Origin of the sequence: Halothiobacillus diazotrophicus (assembly GCF_001663815.1) — a bacterium.
Taxonomy (GTDB): domain Bacteria; phylum Pseudomonadota; class Gammaproteobacteria; order Halothiobacillales; family Halothiobacillaceae; genus Halothiobacillus; species Halothiobacillus diazotrophicus.
Genome location: NZ_CP016027.1, coordinates 1806894 through 1829031 on the forward strand (window position 1 = coordinate 1806894; position 22138 = coordinate 1829031).

The window sequence follows — 22138 nt, forward strand, 5'->3', positions numbered from 1 at the left end:
AAAGTTAGAAGGTCCATCCCAGCCGAAATCCGGCGACCATCCCGTCCGCCGGGAATCCGGCCGGCTTGGCGATGGCGTGCCCGGCAAAGACGTCGTAGCTCAAGCCCTTGAAGCCACCCCGTACCCCCAACACCCCACCGGCCAGACGCTTGCCCGGCAACCAGCGCGCCGAGGGCCCGCTGACCTGCCCGTAATCCACACCGATATACAGTTCGCCGTACGGCCCCAGAACCAGCCCCAGATCATTGCGAATCAACAGCCCATGCTCGGCGGAAAGCAGGCTCTCCCCACTGAATCCGCGCACGGTATAACGCCCACCAATGGCAAAGCGATCTTGCGGAATCAGCACGGTCTGGCTCCATTGCGCCTGCATTTCCGTACGGTAGCGAAGCTGCTCGGCGCCCCATTCGAACGGCACATTCAGGGCCAGGGCAGCCGTTTCAATCCGAGGTTTGGCCGTGCCCTCACCAAAGGCCGATTCGGGGGCGGGGATGGCGCCGCGTGCGCCCGTCCCCCAGCGATACGCAGCCTCGAAATCCAGGGTGGCGCGACCGATAAACTGTCGATAGGCGACGGCCGCCTTGAACCCCGCCATCCGGCGGCGCTGCACGACGATTTCCGTATCGTCGATGTAATTATGGGCGGTCGTCAGATAAGTACTGGCCGACAGCGTGAGCTTGCGAACCGCGTCGCGATACATGAGGCGGGATAGCTTGAGTTCCTGATTATGGTTTTTCCCACGGTACACGTAGGACTGGTTGGCGCCGGCAATGGACTGACGATATTGACTCTCGCTACTGGTGACTCCAAGCCCCCAATAACCGAACGGTACGGAGTAATGAATCGTGTAGGCGCTGGTGCCATGTTCCGACGGAATGCGATCCAACCCCAGACTCCGGTTCACGCTGAGGTAGAACAGGTCATTCAAGGTCAACCAGTTGTCGTAGGAAAGAATCGCGCCCCCCTGATAGCGACCGGTTTCCTTGCTCCCGGCATCGTCCACGAAGAGGCTCAATCTCAAGGGGTACGACTGCCGCCAATGAATCAACACATCGCTTTCCCCGGGTTTTGCGCCCGGCACAATCTGCATGTCGGCATCGGCCGTCGGCACGCGCTTGAAGTTTTCCAGACCCTGCTCGATGTCGCGCAGGTTGAGCACATCACCCGACTCAAGCGGCAGGGCATTCCAGGCATGTGCCCGGGGACTTGTGCCTTCGGCAAAGCGAACCCGGCCGACGCGCCCCGGAACCAGCGTCAGATGCAGAATGCCGCTGCGAAGATTCTGGGCGCCGGCCAGGACCCGGGTCGTGATGTATCCCCGTGCAATCAGGGCATTTTGAATGCGCTGCATCACCACGCCGATGCCTTTGGCCCCCAGACAACGGCCGATGGCCGGGTCTTGATCGGCATTCGCGGCAGACAACGCCCAAGAAAACGATTTCGCCGAATCACCGACCAGATCGATCTGCCGGATGACGAAACAGGGCGTCTCGTGGTCGGGAATCCGGCCGGCATCTGCCGTCGGTTTGACCTTCAACTGAACATCGGTGGGGGGTTCTTGTTGCGCACGCAGGGCGCGCTCCTGCTGAAGCTGGCGAATCGTTTGCTCATCCAATCCGGTGGCTGGGGCGGCAAACGCCTTGGAGGGAGAAAAAACCAGGCCAATTCCAATGGCCAACCAAGCGCATGACAGTAAAGACCTCTTTCGGAGGCCATCCATTCGATCCATCTTCATTCCATCCTTGGAAAATTCTGAAGGGATTCTCGCCGAAGATCGGCCCGCACACAAGGCCCCCACCACGGAGGGTACGAGCCATCAAGGTCAGCCGGGAGCGCAGAACCAGGGCTTATCCGTCACGAACTTCAGCACGTCGCCATTGATGCCGTAGCGCTTACCGACACGTGGCAGACCGTTACCGAACCCCGCGCCGGCGCGGACATCGACGCTGGCAGAGGTCGCCGCCACCGCGCCAGGATTCGGACCAAACGCTCAGGGACGTTTTCAGCGGCGGACGTCCGGCCACTGAGACCCCATGGTCTATCGGCTAATTCCGCTGTTTGAGCCAGTTGACCACTGCCGCGACCAGTTCCGACTCATGATCTTCGAATTTATGATTGGCCCCGTCGATCGCAACGTGCGAATAGGTCGCTGATCGCAGACCCGCTCGCTCGGAAGCCGCCTCGGCATCCTTGCCGTTACTGCTGCCCCAGATATCCAGTACCGGCAAGCCAACCTTCTGCAAATTCTTATCGCAGTCCAGCGGCGACCCGCCATTGTTCCGGCACCCCACGACGATCAGGCCGGCAAGGCCGCTATTCGGGTGTGTGGCAACAAACGCACTGACCATGCGCGCGCCCATGCTGTGGCCCAGCAGATAAATTCGGGTGACCCCTTTCTCTTTCAGAAAACTGATTCCCTGGTCAATGGTCTTGTAGGCTTCCGGAAAGGCCCCGGCGTAGTTTTTCCAATTCCCCCCCACGATGGGCATCTGCAGAGAGAGCGTGTGATAGCCCAGCTCATCGTGAATCCCCTTGCGAAGCGGGTCGACCACCAGCCAGGTCGGGGATTTGCCGCGTCCATGCGCGAGGATGAGCCCGTATTTCACATCGCCGCCATCCAGATAGACCGAGCCATCCGGCTTGTCTGCCTGTGCAATGGGCGCCACGAACATCCCCACCAATGCCAATACGGCAATTATTTGCTTCATCAATTTCCCTCACCCCGCTGATACAACCTGGCATGCGGGCATAAGACACATGACCAGACTCGCGAACACGCTACGACACCCCGAAAAGACACAGGGATTGTTACCGCACCGCGGTGTCCGTTCAGCGGCTGAAGCCGATGGCCTCGTGCGATGACGGCGACCCCGTGGGTAAAAACAAGCGCCATCGAGCGCCACGCCCGACCAGTCAAGTGTGCATGCATCCAGAAGGACAGTCATACCCCAAATGAGTGAGGCATTTCCGCTCATGGCGCGAAAGCAGGTACGTGTCGCTGTCCCTGGAAGTTGGTCATTGGCGTCCAGGCCGCCCGCTTCTCCGGATTCCTGAAAACAGGCATCGAAAAATTGGCCTGTATCCGGGATAAGCGCCGGAGGCGATTTATGCAGAACGTCCCAAGACAATGGATATCAGCGGAAGAATTTGCCCCAACCCTCAAGCCGTCACGTGGCTGCCGCCGGCAGATCCGGGACCTATCTGCCGGCGGGATTACAGGATCGTAACCCGCCCCCCAAATCGTGCTCACTATACTCAACGCATGAATGCGCCCAACGAATGTCGACGCCTTGGGGATCGCTCCGAGCGAAGCTCAGCACAATCTATCGCCCGCCTGTTCCTGATAATCGGCCTGCTCGCGTCGTCCGGCGTGGTCATCGCCGACGACGAGATGCCGGCAGGCAGCGTTGTCGTCGTTCGCACGACAGTCACCCCAACTCAGAGCGGCTACGGGGCCATCCGGCCCGTAGCCGACGTGGCGCTGACCGCCCAGGAAACCGGCCGAATCACCGATTTCAGCATACTGCCCGGCCAACTCATCAAAAAGGATACGGTGATCGGGCATCTCACCGGTACCACGATCGAAGCACGTCGCGCCGAATATCGGGCGCGTCTGCAGCAAGCCACGGCAGCCGAAACGCATGCCGAGCAACTGCTGACCATCGACCGACGCACCCTGTCCGACCAAATCAGCACCCGACAACAGCTCATCGGTGCAGAACAGGCCCTAAAACGCGCGCAGGGCGAGCGACGCGTCGCCCAAGCTCGGTTGAACGAATTGATCCGAAAAACCGTCGTGCGCAGCCCGATCGACGGTACCGTCACGACCGTCGAACACGTCGACGGCAGTCTTGTCCGGCCGGGAACAGTCATCGCGCGTCTTGCCCCCATCCAGAATCTGCACCTTACCGCCCGCTTTTTCGATTCACCCATCACACCCGGCATGCGCGGGGTATTTCTCCCCCTCGGTTCGCACACCCCCATCGCCGTCCGGGTCACCCAGGTATTGCCCATCGATCCACGTGATGGGAGTCGGCCCGCCTTATTGCGTCCTATCGCGGCGACGGCGCCGTCCGATTGGGTCATGGGCGTCGCCGGCCGGGTCGAGCTATCGCGACCGCCGCAATCCCGAATGCTCGTACCGACCCGAGCATTGATTCTGGATCAGGGACAGTGGTGGGTTTTATTACAGACCGCACGCGGCCCGCAGCGTCAGGCCGTCACCATCGGGCACAGCCAGGGGGACGACACCGCCGTACTCAGCGGCCTGAAAGCCGGTGACCGCGTGATCGTGGAACAGGTCTATCGGTTGTTCCACCGCGATTTTGCTCAACGCTACCAGCAGCCGGATTAATCATTACCCCATGCCGGACTCCGTCAATGCCCCCGTTGTGCCCCCCGCCTTGAGCCGCCTTTGGCAGAAACCCACCCTGTGGGCACTGCTGTATGGCGCGCTGATCGCCTATGGCATTTATGCCTTCATGCTCATTCCCGTGGAAGTGCTCCCCCGCTTCGACTATCCGCAAATCAGCATTGTGACCCATGCACCCGGCGCCACCGCCCAGGAGCTGGAACAGATGATCGCCCGTCCGCTGGAAGCCGAGTTGCTGGCCTTGCCGGGGCTGGAAGGGCTTCGATCCACCATCGGGCACGGCAGCGTGCAAACCGATGTGCGCTTTGCCGAGAACACCCGCCCCACCCTGGATCTGCAAACGGTCAACGGGGCGATCGATCGCGCCCGAAGCCACCTGCCGGCCGACGCCCACCCCTACGCCGAGATCATGGGCAATGCCATCAATGAAGTGGCCGATTACAGCTTGATCCTCCCCCCCGATGTGGCACCGGCCACGGTGCAACGCCAGATTCAGAATCGGATCGTCCCCGCCTTGCGGGCCCTACCGGGCGTGCAGCGGGTCAACGTGTATGGCGGGGGCGAACAGGCACTCTGGGTTCAACCCGATCTGACTGCCCTGCGCCAACACCACGTTTCGATCGATGCCCTCAAGCAGGCGCTCCGGCAGCAAGTGATTCTGCAACCGGCCGGGTATCTCACCCTCGGTCATCAGGATGTCCTGATTGAAGCGCGCAACCTGCCCAAAACCATTGCCGAATTGGCCAAAACCACCGTACCGGGCGCCGCCGGCCCCATCCCGATTTCCGCCCTCGCCCGGATCGTACGCGCGCCGATCCCTACCCACAGTGCCGTGGCACTGGACGACCACTCCACCATCGCCCTGACGATTTTCAAGCAACCCGGCGCATCCACCCTGCCCGTCACCCAGGCCGTGCAATCCACGCTGGACGCGACCCTCGCCCAGTTACCCAAAGGGACGCACTGGCTCAGGGTGTACGATCAGGGGCACCTCGTCCGCGTGATCGGCAACGATCTCACGCGCAATCTGCTGATCGGTGCCGTGCTCGCCGTCCTGGTGCTGTTCTGGCTGCTGGGCGGGGGCCGCGGGATCTGGATTCTGGCGGTCAGCATTCCGTTATCCTTATTGCTCGGGATTGCCGGGCTGTATGCCGTCGGGCAAAGCCTGAACCTGCTCACCCTCGGCGCGCTGACGGTGGCCGTGGGGTTACTGGCGGACGACGCCATCATCGTGCTGGAAAGCATCATTCATCGCTGGGAGCAGGGTGACGACCGCTGGGCGGGCATCGGCCGCGGGCTGCGCGACATTGCCAGCCCGGACATCAGCGGCACCTTGTCTACGGTCGCGGTATTCCTGCCCCTGCTGCTGGTCGGCGGACTGGCCGGGTTGTTTTTCGTCCCCTTTGCCCTGGCGATGACCTTCGCGCTGCTGGCGTCCCTCGTGGTGTCGCTGACCGTCATCCCCCTGGGGCTTGGGCTGCTGCACGCCGAGCGATACCTCGTTCCCCGTCAGGCCACCGAAATCGCCGCGCCGCGCCCGGCACAAACCCAGGATTCGCGTCACAGGGGTTGGCGTGACGCCGGCCCCCGGACGGTGGCCGCGCTCTACCGGGCAAACCACCGTATTTTCCGGGCCGTCAGCCGCCACCCGCGCAGCAGCTTGGCCGCCAGCCTGCTGCTCTTACTGATCAGCCTGGCGGCCATGGGCTGGGTGACCGTGAATTTCCTGCCCCTGCCGAACGAAGGCGTGATGCTGGAAAGCTTCACCCTGCCGCCGGGCACCTCGCTCACCGACACCGAAGCCACGGTCGCCCAAATGACGGCCCGCCTGCGTCAGGATCCGGCCGTCCGCCATGTATTCGCCCGAATCGGTTCTGCCGCCAGCACCGCTTATACGGAGCCGGCCTATGCGGGCGAAATTCAGATCGTCCTGCGTCCGAACATCACGGTGGACGACCTAAACGCGATCGGTATCCGGCTACAAAAAATCAGCGCACTCGATGGGGTGCAAACCGCCATCGACACCCCGACTATCGAACGCGTCGGCGAGAGCCTGTCCGGCCTGCCGCAACCGTTCGTCATTCGCGTGTATGGGCAAAACATCGACACCCTGCGCGCGATCGCGCAGAAAATCACCGCACATCTGCGAAAAAGCGTCCCCGAACTCACCGATGTCTTCAATAACGACGGCTACCCCATCAACCAGTTGACCCTAACCCCCAAGCCCGCCGCCCTAGCGCTCTATCACACCACCCCCGCCCGCCTGTACGCCCAGCTCAAACCCCTGCTGGCCGGCGAAATCCTCGCCCGGATTCCCGATGGCAATCAGCCGCTCGCCCTGTATCTGCGCCCGGCGGACAGTCATCACCTGTCGCTCGATCAACTGCGCGATCTGCCCATCCAGCTACAAGGCGCCCCTACGCCCCGCACGATTCCCCTGGGGCAACTCATGGACATTCGGCTCACCGAAACACCCAATCAGATCCGACATATCGACGGCGCCCGCGCCCTGGACATTCTGGCCACCCCAACCAGCATCAATAGCCTCTCCACCATCCGGAAGGCCATCGACACCATCCCGCTGCCCAGCGGCTACCGCATCGGCTTCGCCGGCCTCTACCCCGAACTCATCCATACCGGCATTGCCCTGGCCATCGCCGCCCTGCTCGCCTTCGCGCTGATGTTCGGCATCCTGATCCTGCAATTCGACGGCGCGCTTGCCCCCGGCCTGCTCCTGCTGCAAATCCCGCTCGCCTTCACCGGGGGTGCCCTGGCGCTTAGCTTGAGTGGGGTGGGGCTGAACATCACGGGGTTGATCGCCTTCCTCACCCTGATCGGCCTCGGGTTGAATCACGGCATCGTTTTGCTCCATCGCGTGCGGCGCAACGAGCAAGCAGGTCAATCGACGGCCGATGCCGTGGAGGAAGCCATCCGCATCCGCTTCCGCCCCATCCTGCTCACCACCCTCACCGCCATTCTGGGCATGCTCCCCACCGCCCTCGGCTGGGGCCAGGGCGCCGCCCCCGAGCAAGGACTCGCCATCGTGATTCTGGGGGGGATTTTGTGGAGCGCCCTGCTCTCGACCAACCTGATTCCGGCCCTGTATCTGCATTACCAAACGGGACGTCGTTAAATCTCCCCTGAGCGCCCGACAACGCGCTACGAACGGGGCAAATCCATGTCCAGCCGACGATCGACCGCATGCCAAACCATCCCAGCCCGCACCGTCTCATCGCCCCAAACGGGTTCGTTGTCCCGCCCGGCCCCGGGCAAAGTCGGCGCATCGAATCAGCGGGGAAATCGCCCCTGATCAAGGCGAAGTTGCGCTTCTGGAGATTATCTATGAGCAAATACGGCACGTTATTTCACGCCCGATTAATGGTTAAATAAATAAACCACCATTCACCCAAAAATACCTTCAATCACCATTTATGTATGCATGACTAAATAATGAGCCAATTAACAACATGACTGCCATGACATAGAACAAAACAAACCCTGATATACTGTAAAGTCCAGTATCGCCACCTTCAAGATAGGTACCAATGCTATATATCACAGGGATATAGCGCACAGTCAAACGAGGTACAAACCGATGTCCACTTCCAGCCCTTCCCCCGCCCAATTACCCGCCCAGGATCTGGATATCGCGCTGGAAAGGGATGTTTTCTTGCGGACGCTGATTCGCGAACTCTCCGGCACCCTGCAAGACGTGGTCGGTCTGGACGAGGCATCCGGATTCGTCAGCGTGGTCGGTCAACGCATTGGGGAGTGGATCGATCATAACTACCGCGAAGCCTGGCAAATTGAACGCATGACAGCCGAGCAGGTCGCCGAAGTGCTGGTGGATCTGAAAGCCCGGATCAACGGCCAATTCCGACTGGAAGAAAGCACGCCGGAAAAAATGACGTTTTTCAATACCCGCTGCCCGTTCGAGGAAAAGGTTATCGGACGACCGTCGATGTGCATGATGACCTCAAACGTATTCGGCACCATTGCCGCCGAAAATCTGGGCTACGCCAAGGTCGAATTGCAAAAAACCATTGCCAACGGCGATGGGTGCTGTCGGGTGGCGGTCCATTTACGCCCAACGACCGAAGCGTTGGCTTGCACGGGACGCGAGTATTTTGGCGATGATGAAATCGTTTGATCCTGAGCAGTTTTCAGCCATTGGCGACACGCTACCCGATGCCCTGCTCATCCTACAACCGAACGGTGTGATAGAAGCCCTCAACCGAGCGGCACGAAAGCTCTTTCCCCGCGCCCAAATCGGAGCGCATCTGGAAAACAGCGTCCAGGAGGATTCCGACGCAGTCGGTCGACTGCTCAAAACCTGGCGCCGTGCCGCAACACCGACACCGGGCACACTGCACGCGCGTGCCGAACAACCCGGCATGCAAAATCCGCCGCTGCGTTGCGAGGGTTGTGCCGTCGCCCAAAATGGGGTTCTCGTGCTGCACTGCCGCCCCCGCGAGCAAGCAACCAAGCCTTTTGCCATCCTGAACGAGGAGATCAAAAAGCTCCAGCATGCCAACCATGAGCTGCGTCACGATCGCGAGTATCTCGCTCAGCGCGTTGAAGAACGCACCCGCACCATCCGAGAAAGCGAACGCAGGCTGCACGGCATCCTGGAAGCGCTGGCCGAGGCCGTCATCTGCTTTAGCCATGAGGGTACGGTGCTGAGTTCCAACCCTGCGGCCGACACGCTATTTGGCTACCCGACCAACGCGATGATCGGTGTGCAGATGCAAACCCTCCTCCCGGGTGCTTGGCCAGAAGGATCATCGTCACAGCCCCTTCCCAAGCGAAACATGGAATTGAATGCGCAGCACCGAAGCGGCATGACATTTCCCGTGGAAATCAAGATTCGCGAACTGATCCTGCAAGATGAAACCGTCTTTACGGCGCTCATCAGCGACATCAGCGAACGCAAAGCCCATCTGCTTCACCTGAAATATCAGGCCGAACACGATGTCCTGACTGGCCTGTACAACCGACGATATTTTCAATCCGCACTCGATCGGCTGGTCGACGAGGGGGGCACGCTGAACGACGCCGCCCTGCTATTCATCGACCTGGATAACTTCAAATTTGTCAACGACCAATATGGCCATAGCGCGGGCGATCGGGTCTTAAAGGAAATCTCCGATCTACTTCAGCGTCACACCCGCAACAGCGATCTGTTGGCCCGACTGGGCGGAGACGAGTTTGCCTTGTTGATTTCCGACGCGCGCGCAGCCGAAGTGGATGCGATCGCCGAACGCATTCGGACCTCCCTTGAGACCTATACCTTCACCTGCAGCGAGGGATACGCCGACATCGGCTGCTCGATCGGCATCGCCGACCTGCACGAACCTCTGGCGGTGAATTTGGTGCTCGGTCGCGCGGAGTTTGCCTGTCGCCGCGCCAAAAACAGAGGGCGCAACGCCATCTGGCGCTACACCGATACCGATGAGGAAGCCGCAAAGGCCGGCACCCAGGAAATGGGCTGGTTGAACCGAATCAGACGCGCATTGCGAGACGATCTGTTCGTACTGCACATCCAACCCATCCTGGGCACCGACACGAACGATCTCGCCGCCTCGGAAGTACTGATCCGACTCGCCGATCAGGGCGACAGTCTCGTGATGCCCAATGCCTTCTTGCCCGCGGCCGAACGCTTTGGCTTGATGCCCGAGATCGATCGCTGGGTTGTTCGACATGCCCTAAGACGGATATCCCATGAAACGGGCGCCCTATCCATCAACCTATCGGGAACGACACTCGAGCACGGCGGAATAGCCGACTATGTCGCCCAGCAGTGCCAGGAGCACGACGTCGCGACCGAGCGACTCGTTTTCGAAGTCACGGAAACGGCCGCCATCGCCAATCTCGCCGGCACGGCAATGGAGCTGGGAAAACTCCAGGCACTCGGCTGCCGAACCGCACTCGATGATTTTGGCGCGGGGATGTCTTCGTTTGCCTACCTGCGTGAATTGCCGGTGGACTGGGTCAAAATCGATGGACGCTTTGTGCGCGACCTCGCTCAAAACTCGGTCGACCTTGCCATGGTCAAGGCTATGCATGAAATTGCCCACACGCTCGGCAAGCACACCGTGGCCGAGTTCGTTGAAAATCAGGACACGCTCGTGATCCTGAAAAAACTCGGCATCAACTTCGTTCAGGGATATCATCTCGGCCGCCCGATGCCACTCGATCGGTCCACCTGCCTCATGACCTAAACGCGCGTCACATCCATATCGAGAGCGATACGGCGGCAGACAATCATACTTAGCGATCAGTGCGCCCTGCGCGTTCAGGCCGCACCCGTACTGGTTTCATGTAGAGAACCGGATGCCCATTACGACAGGCAATCAAATTTCGCCGATTGGCCGTCGACGGTGCAATGACGGTCTGTGCGCGCCTTTACGCGGTGTTGACTGACACATGAGGGCACGCCCCCAGGAATCCGCGGATACCGTCGTCAACCCCCAAGGCGCGACTCGGGGGAGATGCCGCTCAAAATGAACCATGAGAAAAACGCCGAATCCGCGCTCATTTGGTGTAAGGCGTTCATGACTTATCCGGCACGAACTTCAGCACGTCGCCATTGATGCAGTAGCGTTTGCCGGTGGGTGGCGGGCCGTCGTCGAAGACGTGTCCGAGGTGGATGCCGGAGCTGGCGCTGATCACCTCGACGCGGTGCATGCCGTAGGAGTTGTCTTCCTTGAGCACGATGGCGCCGGGTACCGGGTTGAAGAAGCTCGGCCAGCCCGTGCCGCTGTTGAACTTGGTGTCGCTGCGGAACAGCGGGGCGCCGGTGATCGGGTCCACGAAGGTGCCGGGCCGTTTTTCATCGAGGTGCGAGCCGGTGAAGGGCCGTTCGGTGCCCTGCTCGAAGGCGATCTTGCGCTGTTCCGGCGTGAGCAGCTGGTAGCCCAGCCATTTCCAGAAGCGATCCTTGTCGCCGTTGTAACCAGTGTACCGCGACACTTCCTTGCCGTGCTCGAACAGCACGATGGTCGGCGTGGCGAACAGGGCCTTGTCCAGGGTCCAACCCTCGGGCGCATGCGGGTTGAGGGTGGCGACGATCGGCACCTCGGACTGCCAGCCGTCCAGCACATCCGCCTTGAACTGCTTGCAGAAGGGGCAGTCCTTCGCCTCGAACACGATCAGCTGACGGTCGAAATGCAGGTCTTCCGCCTTGAGTTGGGGCGGCTGCGGATTTTCGGCGGCCCCGGCTTGCGGATAGGCGACACCCGTGCCGCCCAAGCCGCAATAGCCGTTGGGGTTTTTCTTGAGGTAATCCTGGTGGTATTCCTCGGCCCGGTTGTAGTTCTTGAGCGGCGCGATTTCGGTGGTGATGGCCGGATAGCCCGCTTTCGTCAGCGCGGCCTGATAGGCGTCGCGGGTCGCGATCGCCACGGCTTTCTGATCCTCGCTGGTGTAATAGATGGCGCTGCGGTAGTTGCTGCCGACGTCATTCCCCTGGCGGTCGCCCTGGGTGGGATTGTGGTTTTCCCAGAACTTGATGAGCACGGTTTTCAGGCTCACCTTCGCCGGGTCGAAAGTCACCTTGACCACTTCGGCGTGATTGCGGGCAGTGGTGTCGCCACGACGGCGCGCCCGTTCCTCGCCGAGCACGTCCTCGTAGTCCACCTTGGGCGCATCGCCACCGGCATAGCCCACTTCGACGTGCACCACGCCGGGAATTTCGGACATGCGTTTTTCCGCACCCCAGAAACAACCCATGCCGAGCACGATGGACTCGGTTTTCCCGTTCGTCGGCGCGGTATCCGCGGCGGAACCCACAAAGGGTATACCCATCATCAAGACTCCCAACAAGATGCGTAATTTCTGCGTGATCGCGAACATGGTCGCCTCCTCAGTGTATAGCAGCCGAACCGGTGACTTACCGACCGATCCGGCTTGATTCGTTGTTCTGCTCGAAAGATTCGTCGGGCGACACGGCGATTTCTTACCGCCAGCCTGCACAGAGATGGATATCGACGGTCATTTCGGGTTGATCTGGTTGTAGACCGCCAGTGCCACCCGGGCCAGTTCGCTCCGGTTCGTGCCGGCGGAAATCGCATAGCCCATGCCGTTGTCGATCCAGTAGAACACGCCGATCGGCCCTTCCTCGGCGAAGTGGAACGCCGTGTCCTGCTTGTCCTCGCGCTCGCCGGACACGTACAGGGTGAGGCGCTGGCCCTTGGCATCGTGATACATGAACTGGGCGACCGGCCCCTCTGCACCCGGCAACAGACGTCCGCCGATCAGTTCATAGCCCTGCGCCTGCAGGCTGGGCGGCTTGAGCGTGACGCCGAGGCGCTTGGAGAGCCACTGCACCAGCTGCGCCTCCTGATCCGCGCCGATCTCGACCGGCCGACGGGTATCCGGGCTGTAGACGGCATGCGCCACGGCCGCGCGCCAGGCGAGTCGATCACCCACGGTGGTGCGCGCCCGGGCCGGGCCGACCCCTTGGTCGGCGAGCTGGCCTGTCACCGGGCCAGGCGTTCCCCCGACCCGTGCGTTGTCATAGGGCAGGGGCGCAGCCATCTGGGCGAGCATCGACGGGGCACCCCGCAGCTCCCAGCCCAGCACGCCGCCGAACGCCCCACCCAACACGGCACCCAGCGCAACCCAGGTGACCATGGCGGCAGCGCGCCATTGCGGCCACCCCGTGCGTTCCCGGACGATCCGGCGCTGAGTGACCGGCACCGGTTCGTCCAGTTCGGCATCGAGCAGGGCCCGCAGCTGCGCGTTCTGTCGGCGATAGTCGGCCAGACGGGCGGCTTCCTCGGGATGGTCGGCGAGATAGGCCTCGACCTCGGCCCGGCGGGCGGCATCGAGCTGCTCGTCGACATAGGCCTGAAGATCGGCTTCGGTAAGGGGGGATCGGTTCATTTGACTATCTTCATCGAAATCGCCACGGGAGAAGTTCGCCCGGCCCTGGTGGCGGCCTGAGCGGTTGACAGGGTGCCGGCCGTGGCATCGGCGGGCACCGCGTCGTCCATGAGTTCGCGCAGTCGCGCCCGGGCACGCGACAAGCGGGACATCACCGTGCCCTGCGGGATGCCAAGGGTTCGGGCCACGTCCCGATACGACAATTCTTCCACCGCCACCAGCAGGAGCACCGCCCGCTGCTCCTGGGGCAAACGGCGCAGGGCATCCTGCAGGTTCTGCAGTTCGAGCAGGCCGTCCTGACCGGGCGGCACGGCCGTCTCGAACGCCGCATCGTCCAGGGACTGGGTCGGCAGCCGGTTGCGGCGGACCTGATCCACATACAGATTGTGCATGATGCCGAACAGCCAGGGCCGCAGATCGCTGCCCCAGCGCCAGAAATGAATCTTGCGCCAGGCCCGCTCCAGCGTGTCCTGCACGAGGTCGTCCACCCCTGCCTGCTGGCCGCTGCCGAGCAGGACCCGCGCATAGCGGCGCAGGCGCGGGATGCAGGCTTTGATTTCCCGCTCCAGACTCATGGATTTCCCCCGATCGGCCCGCGATTCATCACGAATTCCCCGGCACGGCCACCCAGAACGGGAAGGCCCCGACGGGAATCTTCTGCGTCACGGTCAGGGTCTTGGCATCGACCACGGCCACGGCGTTTTCCTGGGTCAGTGTGACGTAGATCCAGCGGCTGTCCGCACTGGCGCGGATACCATGCGGCCCCTTGCCGACCGTGACGTTGCGCACGGACAGATCCCGGGTGTCGATCACCGAGATGACGTTGTCGCCGATGGCGGCCGTCGCCACATAGCGCCCGTTGGGCGCCACGTCGATACCGCCGTGACCGTTGCCGACCGTGATCACCTTTTTCACCGTCCCGTTTTTCAGATCCAGCACCGCCACATGGTGCACGAAATCACGCACATATGCCGTGTTTTCGTCGGCAGACAGGTCGATGTTGTGCGGCCCCGTGATGCCGGGCACGGGAATGACCCGCGTCATCTTCCGCGCGCGTGTATCGATCACGCCGATCCCCGCGCCGCCCTGCAGGGTGACGTAGCCGATCCGGCCGTCCCGGGTGAAGCGAACGTTGTGCGGTGCCTTTTCTACCGGGATCGTATCCACCACCTTCAGTGCCGCGAGATCGATCACGCTGATCTCGTCGGAACCTTCGTTGCTGACATAGGCGAACCGGCCATCCGGCATGATCTTCACGCCCTTGGGCGCCTTGCCGACGCGGATCACGGCGCGCTGCTTGCCCGTGGCCGCATCGAACACGTACACGCTGCCGGTGGAAGGGCTGGTCGCCAGCAGCGTCTTGCCGTCGGGCGTGAGCGCGTTGTAGAGCATGTCCGGCCCACCGGACCAGACGTTCTCGCCGGGGAAGGCCGTCACGGCACCGGCCTTCTTCAGCGTGACGAACACGGGCTGCGGGAACAGGGCCGGGTTGGCCGGGCCAGTCGGGGCCGTCACGTCCGTCGAAGCGACCGCCGTCGGCATGAAGCCGGAAAGACTGGCGTAGTAGGCAGCCAGATTGCGGATATCGGCCTCGCTCAACGACGCCGCCATCGCGTTCATGGTCGGGTCCTGACGACTCCCCGTCTTGAAGGCCATGAGCTGCTTGACGAGATAGGCCTCCTGCTGGCCGGCCAGATTCGGAAACTCGCCACTGAGCCCGATGCCCTGGGCGCCGTGACAACCGGCGCAGGTCACGGCCTTTTCCTTGCCCAACGTCACGTCGCCGGCCCAGGCGGGCGCAACGAACGACATGGCTGCAAAAGCGCCGAGCATGAGTCGGGGGAAGTGCGCCCGGAACCCGGACATGGCGGGGCGGGGCTTGAAATCGGTCACAGAATGATCCGTCATGGCATGGAAGGTGTTCATCAGGCTTTCCTCGGGATAAACAGAATGGGCATAAAGGGCGTGGGCGCTCAGAAAATGAAGCGGCGGCGCGGCGATACCCTGATCGACGCCCCGCCTCGGCGACCTATCCGTGCGACCCGGCTCAGTAGCCGCCGCCGACAGCCAGCTTCGGTGCGATTTGCCAGGTTTCGGCGATCAGCTTGTCGCCGCGATAGGTGAGCACGTAACGCACCTTGACCGTCGCCTTGCCGGCGAACACCACGTTGGCCGTCACGGTCGATCCCTTGGGATTGGCCGCCTCCTCCAGATGCTCGACGGTGACCTTCATTTCGCCCTGGGCCTTGGCGAATTTCGTCCAGACGCCACGGATCGCCGCCGCACCGGTGTAGTCGCCATCCAGCGGCCCGCCGACCCAGTAGAAACGGCTGTCGTCGGTATAGGCGTTCGCAATCCGATCCACGTCGCCCGCGCCGATGGCGGCGAAGTGGGCTTTCGCCTCCTCGGCAGGACCGGCAAAGGCGGTGGAAGCGGCCATCAGACCGCCGAACAGGGCACAGGCCAGGGTGGTACCGCGGATCGCGGTCGATGCAAAAATCGATTTCATGAATAAGCTCCCCAATGAATGAACGGCCGATGGCCGGAAACGCGTCGGATTGAACGCGTCACATGGGGGTGTACGAGACGGGGCGGCGGATTATTCCCGCCGTTGGAAATTTTTTTTGGAACAATTTTTTTTGGGGACCGCCCCGCGAAGACGCTACCGCGGCCGGAACAGTCGCTTGACGCCCTCGAACGGGAGCAGCAGGGAGACGCCCAGGGCGGCCGCGGCCAAGGCCAGATCGCCGGGCGGCGGTTGGAAGTCGAAGGCGCCCGCCAGACCGGGCAGACCGATGATCGCCGCCAACCCCAGCAGGGTGAGGCCCAGCACCCACAGCGCAACGGGGGACAAGCCGGAAAACAACCGGTGCAGATCGGCATCGGGCGAACGTGCCGACAGGATCAGCACGGCATTGGCCACCACCACCACGATGAAGGCCAGCGCCCGGGCCGAGTCGGTCGCCACGCCCAGGGACAACGCCCAGCTATAGCAGGCCAGGGCCGCGACCGTGGTCACGGCGCCCTGCACCACGCTGAGCCCGAGATGCCGCGCGGCGATCAACGGCTCGGTGGGCGGCCGCGGCGGCTGCGTCATGAGGCCCCGACGGCCCTTTTCAGCCTCGAAGACGATCGAACAGGCCGGGTCGATCACGAGTTCGAGAAAGGCGATGTGGATCGGCATGAGGATCATCGGCCAGCCGAACAGCACCGGCACGATCGACAGGCCGATGATGGGCATGTGTACAGCCACGGTGTAGACGAGCGCCTGACGGAGATTGGCGAAGATGCGCCGCCCCAGACGGATGGCGGCGACAATGGCGGTGAAATCGTCTTCGAGCAGCACCAGCGATGCAGCCTCGCGGGCGACGTCCGTGCCGCGCCGCCCCATGGCGATACCGATATGCGCCGCCTTCAGCGCCGGGGCGTCGTTCACGCCGTCGCCCGTCATGGCGACCACTTCCCGATCGCGCTTCAGGGCGGACACGATCATCAGCTTCTGGGCCGGCGTCACCCGGGCGAACACATCCGTTTCGGCCACCCGGGCCGCCAGCGTGGCGGAATCCATGGCCGCCACCGCCTCACCGGTCGCAACGGACGCCGCATCGATCCCGGCCTGTTCGGCAATGGCCCGCGCCGTGCCGGGATGATCGCCGGTGATCATCACCACGCGAATGCCCGCCCGATGGCATTCCTCGATGGCGGCGGGCACCTCCGGGCGCAGGGGATCGGCCAGGCCGATCAACCCGACCAGCGCGAAGGGGAAATCGTGCTGCCGATCCGGGAACGGTTGCCCGCTCGGATGGGTGGACTTGGCCACCGCCAGCACGCGCCAGCCCCGCGCAGCCATGGCATCGGCCGACTGGCGCAACGCTTCGTGGGCGATTGGGTCGAGATGACACAGATCCGCGATCGCCTCCGGCGCGCCCTTGGCGGCCACCACGTCATGCGGCAGCGAACCATCCCGCCAGAGATGGGACATAGCCGGCAGCGCCGGGGACAACTCGTATTCCCGGGTCAGCGCCCAGTCGGGATGCAAATGCTCGGTATCGGCGAGGTAATCCTGCGCGAAGCGGTGAAAGGCCTGCTCCATCGGATCGCTGGGGTCGATCTCGCTGGCGAGCACCGCGTATTCCATCAGCTCGTGGTAGTGCTCCGGCAAATCCCGCGCCGCGAGATCGTCCGCGACCAGCAACTGACCCTCGACGGAGAGGGCCGCCAGCGCCATGCGGTTGCGCGTGAGCGTGCCCGTCTTGTCGACGCAGAGCACCGTGGTTTCGCCAAGGGTTTCGATGGCGTTGAGCCGCCGCGTCAGCACCTGATGCGCCGCGATCCGGCGGGCGCCGAGGGCGAAGAACACGATCATGATGACCGGGAATTCCTGGGGCAGGATGCCCATGGCCAGGGTGATGCCCGCGAGCAGGCCGTGCAGGGCGTCGCCACGCAATGCCCAGAACAGGCCGGCGAGGAACAGGCTTAACCCGGCCCCGATCAGCGCGAGGCGCCGGGTGAGACGGGCAATCTCGGTGCGCAGGGGGGAGGCCTCGACACCGATGGCTTGCAGGGATTTTCCGATCCGCCCCAGCTCGGTCTGCGCGCCGATAGTCGTCACGCACATCAGGCCCTGACCGCGCACGATCATCGTGCCGGCGAACACCCGGTCTCGGGCCGCATCCGTCGGATCGTCCGAATCGGCAGGAAACTTCGCCACCGGCTCCGACTCGCCCGTCAGCAGGGATTCGTCGGCAGCCAGCTCGTGGGCCTCGACCACGAACCCGTCGGCCGGCACGCGATCGCCCTCCGTGAGCATCAGCACGTCCTCGCGCACCACCTCCGCCCCGGCGATCCGCACCGGCACGCCATCGCGGATCGCCAGCGCCCGCGGGCTGGACAGCGTGCGCAGCATGTCCAGCGCATGTTCGGTCCGCCGCTCCTGCAGGATCGTCACGCCCATGATGATGCCCACGAACCCCAGCAGAATGAGTGCCTCGTGGACGTCGCCCATCAGCAGATAGATGGCGCCGGCGCCCAGCAGCAGCAGAAACATGGGTTCGCGGATCACCTCGCCGGCGATGGCCCACAGCGTGCGCCGCCGCTCCTGACCCAGCTCGTTGAGGCCCTCGGCGGCCAAGCGCTCGGCGGCCGCCGCCGAGGTCAATCCGTGCAATTCCGGGGAGGCATTATCAATCATGGGATGCTCGGGATGGTCAATTCGAAGGGTCATCGTACAACCCCAACCATCATACGCCGACGATCGTCCGCAGAAGGCGCGTCGCTCAGTCAGGAGCCCTGGATCGCGTACTGGCTCGTCCGCTCTCATCCCTTGGGCAGCGCCAGACAAAAAACCCCGCCGGCTTTCGGCGGGGTTCTAAGCAACCTCTCAGGTCAGAGAGACCAGGCTCAGGCGTAGGTGTTGACGGCCTGTTGTCGGTTCTGAACCGGCAATTGACTGGACAGATTAGACAGGAAATTGCTCAGGTTGGCGCCGGATACGCCCATTGCATCAGCCAGTGTCTGGAAGCTCGATTGCAGGTTGGACAGGTTCCCGGTGGTCGCAATGCCCCCCGATGCCGAGTTCGTGGCGGTCGTTGTCGCGGAGGACGATGCAAGCTGGCTCATCAGGCTCTGCAGGTCGGACGCCATGTTCATGCGCTGATGTCCGCCATGGCGACCGGCGCCCCGTGCGCGCCCCGTACTGCCATCCGTATCACCGTCACTATCCGTCGAGGACGCCCCGCTACCGGAACTGCCGGTAGCGCCATTCTGGGCATGCAACGCCTGAAAGAGCGATTGCATGAACGCACCCATTGCCTGTTGCTGCGTCGGATTGAGGCTTGCGGCGGTGGTCGTGCCCGTTGGGTCCGATCCCGCCGTGCCGCTTCCGGAAAGGGCGTTGAGGATGACCCCCTGAAACCCGCCCGCCGACGGGGTGCCGCCGGAAGCGACCGAGGCGGTCCCGAGAGGTTGGCTCGGGTTGTTGACTTGAGACCACCAGTAGCTGTTCGTCGAAATGGCATTGACGTTCATGATCGGGACTCCTGATAACCGGGGATGATCGGCGGAAAAACACGCCACATGAATTCTGTCTACTGATAATTAGCAGACAGATCTATTTGAGCATTCTGACAGAAACTCGGCAGAAATCAGACACCACACGATGGAGAAACGTCGGCAAATTGTGAACGGGGTGTATACCGGACCCGACTGTCCCAGACCAAAGCGCCAGACAATCCCTAGTATTCCCGGACCTCGTCGCCCATGGCGCGGACAAAGACCTCGAACGCCTCCGGCGGCATGGGCTTGCTATAGAGGTAGCCCTGCGCTTCGTCACACCCCTGAGCCCGGAGGAACTCCAGCTGGGCCGGGGTTTCCACTCCTTCGGCGAGCGACTGCAGATTCAGGGCGCGGGCCATCTGCACGATGGCGCTGACGATCGCGCGATCCTCGGGATCGCGGCCGATGTCCCGAACGAACGACTGATCGATCTTCAATCGGTCGACCTTGAATTTCTTCAGGTAGGAGAGGCTCGAATAGCCCGTACCGAAATCGTCGATCGCGAGCTTGATGCCCAGATCCTTGAGGCGATTGATCAGCGACAGCATGATCTCCATGTCATGCAGCAGCACCGACTCGGTCAGTTCGATCTCGAGAAAGCGCGGGGCAAGCCCGCTTTCCGACAGCGCCGTCAGCACGGATTGCTCGAAGTCTCCGCGACGGAATTGCACGGCGGAGATATTGACCGCCACCACCAGCGGCGGCAGACCGGCACGTTGCCAGGCCACCGCCTGACGGCAGGCCTCGCGCAGCACCCAGTCGCCGATCTCCACGATCAACCCGGTCTGCTCGGCGATCGCGATGAAGTCGTTGGGCGGCACCAGCCCCTCCTCGGGATGGTGCCAACGGATCAGCGCTTCCGCACCGACCAGGGCACCGGTCCGCAGATCGATCTGTGGCTGGTAATGCAGCGCGAACTCGCGCGCCCGAACCGCCGCACGAAGACTGTGCGCGATCCGCAGGTGCGCCAGGCTGTCCGTATTGATCTGCTCCGTGAAGAAGCGATAGGTGTTTCGCCCGGCCTCCTTGGCGTGATACATCGCCTTGTCGGCACGCTTCAGAAGGGTTTCGAACTGATCCCCGTCATCCGGATACACCGCCACGCCGATCGAACAGGTCAGCGACAGCGGACGGCCATCGATATCCAACGGGCTGGCAACCTGGGCAAGGACCTCAATCAGCACGTGATTGATGGCGTCGACACTGTCGATATTGGTCAGGGCGATCAAAAACGCATCGCCGCCGAGACGACTGATGCTGTCGGTTTCGGGAATGCACCCCTTCAACCGCAACGCCACCGCGCGCAACAACGTATCCCCGGCGGAATGGCCGAGCGAGTCGTTCAGCAATTTGAAGTTGTCGAGATCCAGATCCAGCAACGCAACCCGCCGATGGTCGCGGGCCGCATTCGCAATCGCATTCTCAAGCCGATCCTGGAACAACATGCGGTTCGGCAGGCCGGTAAGTGCATCGTGAGAAGACAGATACTGGATCTGGGCTTCCGTCGATTTACGCCGACTGATATCGCTAAACGTGGCGATGTAGTGGGTCGTCGTGCCCTCGGTATCGTTGACGGCGGAAATATTGAGCCACTCGGGAAACACCTCGCCATTCTTCCGACGTTTCCAGACTTCGCCCTGCCAGCGGCCGAACCGTCGGACGTTCGCCCACAGCCCCGAATAAAAAGTTTCGTCGTGCTCATCAGAGCGGAGCATCGGGAGCGTCTGACCGATGACCTCTTCGGCCGAATAGCCATACATCCGGGTAAACGTCATATTCACGCTGAGGATATGCAAACCGGTATCGACGACCATGAACCCCTCTTCGCTGCCGGCTATCGCCGTTTCGAACAGGCGCAACGATGCCTCGACCTTATTTCGCGCAAGCACGATGCCGATGATCGACGCGCCGATTTCCAGCAGTTTTTGGTGAAAGGGACTGGGCGAGCGGTGCTCGAAACTCGACAGGGCAAACGTGCCCACGATCTTGCGTTCGGCGGAATAGACGGGGATGGACCAGCAGGAGCACAGATTGAAATCGTAAGCGATCTGGCGAAGATCCTCCCAACGCGGGTCAGTGAAAGTATTACTCACGAACTGCGGCACGGCGGTGAAAAGCACATTCCCGCAGGAGCCGGCGCCCGGTCCCGGCCGCAAGCCATTCAGTCGGGCCACGCCCTCGGGCGGAATGTTCGGCGCGGCGTAGACGTTCAGGAGCTCATCCTTCTCGTCCAGCAACATGACCGAACCGACGGAATTGGGCAGCAATTGCTCCGCCAACCGGCAAACCTGATCCAGGATCGCCCGGTGATCGGCCCCCTGAGCGACCGAGGTCAGAACCGTCTGCTGCAGTTGCAGGATCTGCTCCTGCTCCTCGCGCGACAGTGCGCTGTACTCTCCGTTGGTGGGATACCCGAACTCCGCGGACATCGGCATTCCGCGCATCTCGCTCATGCGACGCTCACCCGTGATGCCGGGCAGTCGGTCCGCCGAGGCAAGAAACCGCGCGACAGCCGCGCCGACCGACGGGAACCGCAGTCGGTCCTCGGCACGCACCGCCCGCCACCCGGCAGACCCTCTCCACGGACAAAATTCCCAGGCACAGCTTGATCCCTCCACCCGTACACCCCGTCGGCGAAGCCGATCGTTCATCCTCAGGCATGTGCCAAAGTTGAATTGGGTTCATCATCGCCGATTCTTTTGATCCTGTCATTGCTTGGGGATCACTTCGTGTTGCCCCCCGCCCTGATCGACCGAGGTGCCGGAGTCCGCTGGGCGCTCCGGAGCGAATCGGCTAGACTGCGACGACGAATCGGCAGGTCATACG

At 62.5% G+C, this 22138-nt stretch carries 15 protein-coding genes; 4 read left to right on the forward strand and 11 right to left on the reverse strand.

Annotation, left to right across the window (positions count from 1 at the left end):
- Positions 1-4: 4 nt before the first annotated feature.
- The 3 genes from A9404_RS07900 to A9404_RS07905 all read right to left on the reverse strand — a co-directional run bounded on the left by A9404_RS07900 (position 5) and on the right by A9404_RS07905 (position 2708).
- The gene (locus A9404_RS07900) at positions 5-1678 is read right to left on the reverse strand and encodes a ShlB/FhaC/HecB family hemolysin secretion/activation protein (RefSeq protein WP_197490304.1); all 1674 of its coding nucleotides are present in this window, start codon (positions 1676-1678) and stop codon (positions 5-7) included.
- A 144-nt stretch (positions 1679-1822) separates the two neighbouring features.
- Complete coding sequence (locus A9404_RS13415; RefSeq protein WP_156521286.1) at positions 1823-1966, reverse strand: hypothetical protein; 144 nt, start codon at positions 1964-1966, stop codon at positions 1823-1825.
- Positions 1967-2045: 79 nt separating this feature from the next.
- Entirely contained in the window at positions 2046-2708 is a 663-nt protein-coding gene (locus A9404_RS07905; RefSeq protein WP_066099935.1) for an alpha/beta hydrolase, read from the reverse strand.
- 554 nt (positions 2709-3262) lie between these two features.
- On the opposite strand from A9404_RS07905, the gene A9404_RS07910 reads away from it, so the two are divergent.
- The 4 genes from A9404_RS07910 to A9404_RS07925 all read left to right on the forward strand — a co-directional run bounded on the left by A9404_RS07910 (position 3263) and on the right by A9404_RS07925 (position 10593).
- The gene (locus tag A9404_RS07910) at positions 3263-4354 is read left to right on the forward strand and encodes an efflux RND transporter periplasmic adaptor subunit (protein WP_197490305.1); all 1092 of its coding nucleotides are present in this window, start codon (positions 3263-3265) and stop codon (positions 4352-4354) included.
- Positions 4355-4364: 10 nt separating this feature from the next.
- On the forward strand, positions 4365-7505 hold the full coding sequence (locus A9404_RS07915) for an efflux RND transporter permease subunit (RefSeq protein WP_066099940.1): 3141 nt from the start codon (positions 4365-4367) through the stop codon (positions 7503-7505).
- A gap of 462 nt (positions 7506-7967) precedes the next feature.
- Positions 7968-8522, forward strand: a complete 555-nt coding sequence (locus tag A9404_RS07920; RefSeq protein WP_066099943.1) for a methanogen output domain 1-containing protein — start codon at positions 7968-7970, stop codon at positions 8520-8522.
- A complete protein-coding gene (locus A9404_RS07925) occupies positions 8506-10593 on the forward strand; it encodes a putative bifunctional diguanylate cyclase/phosphodiesterase (protein ID WP_066099946.1) in 2088 nt (695 codons plus the stop codon). Before A9404_RS07920 ends, A9404_RS07925 begins: the two co-directional genes overlap by 17 nt.
- Before the next feature lie 331 nt (positions 10594-10924).
- On the opposite strand, the gene msrA is transcribed toward A9404_RS07925, so the two are convergent.
- The 8 genes from msrA to A9404_RS07965 all read right to left on the reverse strand — a co-directional run bounded on the left by msrA (position 10925) and on the right by A9404_RS07965 (position 21867).
- A complete protein-coding gene (gene msrA / locus A9404_RS07930; protein WP_082922832.1) occupies positions 10925-12226 on the reverse strand; it encodes a peptide-methionine (S)-S-oxide reductase MsrA in 1302 nt (433 codons plus the stop codon).
- Between the two features lie 138 nt (positions 12227-12364).
- Complete coding sequence (locus A9404_RS07935) at positions 12365-13258, reverse strand: anti-sigma factor family protein (RefSeq protein WP_066099949.1); 894 nt, start codon at positions 13256-13258, stop codon at positions 12365-12367.
- Positions 13255-13833, reverse strand: coding sequence for a sigma-70 family RNA polymerase sigma factor (locus A9404_RS07940; RefSeq protein ID WP_066099952.1), 579 nt, complete (start codon positions 13831-13833; stop codon positions 13255-13257). Before A9404_RS07940 ends, A9404_RS07935 begins: the two co-directional genes overlap by 4 nt.
- Positions 13834-13861: 28 nt before the next feature.
- Complete coding sequence (locus A9404_RS07945; RefSeq protein WP_066099956.1) at positions 13862-15184, reverse strand: YVTN family beta-propeller repeat protein; 1323 nt, start codon at positions 15182-15184, stop codon at positions 13862-13864.
- Positions 15185-15305: 121 nt separating this feature from the next.
- Positions 15306-15767, reverse strand: a complete 462-nt coding sequence (locus A9404_RS07950; protein WP_156521287.1) for a nuclear transport factor 2 family protein — start codon at positions 15765-15767, stop codon at positions 15306-15308.
- 153 nt (positions 15768-15920) lie between these two features.
- On the reverse strand, positions 15921-18449 hold the full coding sequence (locus A9404_RS07955; RefSeq protein WP_066103032.1) for a cation-translocating P-type ATPase: 2529 nt from the start codon (positions 18447-18449) through the stop codon (positions 15921-15923).
- A gap of 209 nt (positions 18450-18658) precedes the next feature.
- Positions 18659-19285, reverse strand: coding sequence for a hypothetical protein (locus tag A9404_RS07960; protein ID WP_066099959.1), 627 nt, complete (start codon positions 19283-19285; stop codon positions 18659-18661).
- Between the two features lie 206 nt (positions 19286-19491).
- Positions 19492-21867 carry a bifunctional diguanylate cyclase/phosphodiesterase gene (locus tag A9404_RS07965; protein ID WP_197490307.1) on the reverse strand — a complete coding sequence of 792 codons (2376 nt, stop codon included), beginning with the start codon at positions 21865-21867 and terminating at the stop codon, positions 19492-19494.
- Positions 21868-22138 lie beyond the last annotated feature (271 nt).

Excerpts from the sequence above, each read along its gene's own strand:
- A9404_RS07905 (WP_066099935.1), bottom strand. The coding sequence starts at position 2,708 with ATGAAGCAAATAATTGCCGTATTGGCATTGGTGGGGATGTTCGTGGCG.
- A9404_RS07910 (WP_197490305.1), top strand. The coding sequence starts at position 3,263 with ATGAATGCGCCCAACGAATGTCGACGCCTTGGGGATCGCTCCGAGCGA.
- A9404_RS07915 (WP_066099940.1), top strand. The coding sequence starts at position 4,365 with ATGCCGGACTCCGTCAATGCCCCCGTTGTGCCCCCCGCCTTGAGCCGC.
- A9404_RS07920 (WP_066099943.1), top strand. The coding sequence starts at position 7,968 with ATGTCCACTTCCAGCCCTTCCCCCGCCCAATTACCCGCCCAGGATCTG.
- A9404_RS07925 (WP_066099946.1), top strand. The coding sequence starts at position 8,506 with ATGATGAAATCGTTTGATCCTGAGCAGTTTTCAGCCATTGGCGACACG.
- msrA (WP_082922832.1), bottom strand. The coding sequence starts at position 12,226 with ATGTTCGCGATCACGCAGAAATTACGCATCTTGTTGGGAGTCTTGATG.
- A9404_RS07935 (WP_066099949.1), bottom strand. The coding sequence starts at position 13,258 with ATGAACCGATCCCCCCTTACCGAAGCCGATCTTCAGGCCTATGTCGAC.
- A9404_RS07940 (WP_066099952.1), bottom strand. The coding sequence starts at position 13,833 with ATGAGTCTGGAGCGGGAAATCAAAGCCTGCATCCCGCGCCTGCGCCGC.
- A9404_RS07945 (WP_066099956.1), bottom strand. The coding sequence starts at position 15,184 with ATGAACACCTTCCATGCCATGACGGATCATTCTGTGACCGATTTCAAG.
- A9404_RS07950 (WP_156521287.1), bottom strand. The coding sequence starts at position 15,767 with ATGAAATCGATTTTTGCATCGACCGCGATCCGCGGTACCACCCTGGCC.
- A9404_RS07955 (WP_066103032.1), bottom strand. The coding sequence starts at position 18,449 with ATGATTGATAATGCCTCCCCGGAATTGCACGGATTGACCTCGGCGGCG.
- A9404_RS07960 (WP_066099959.1), bottom strand. The coding sequence starts at position 19,285 with ATGAACGTCAATGCCATTTCGACGAACAGCTACTGGTGGTCTCAAGTC.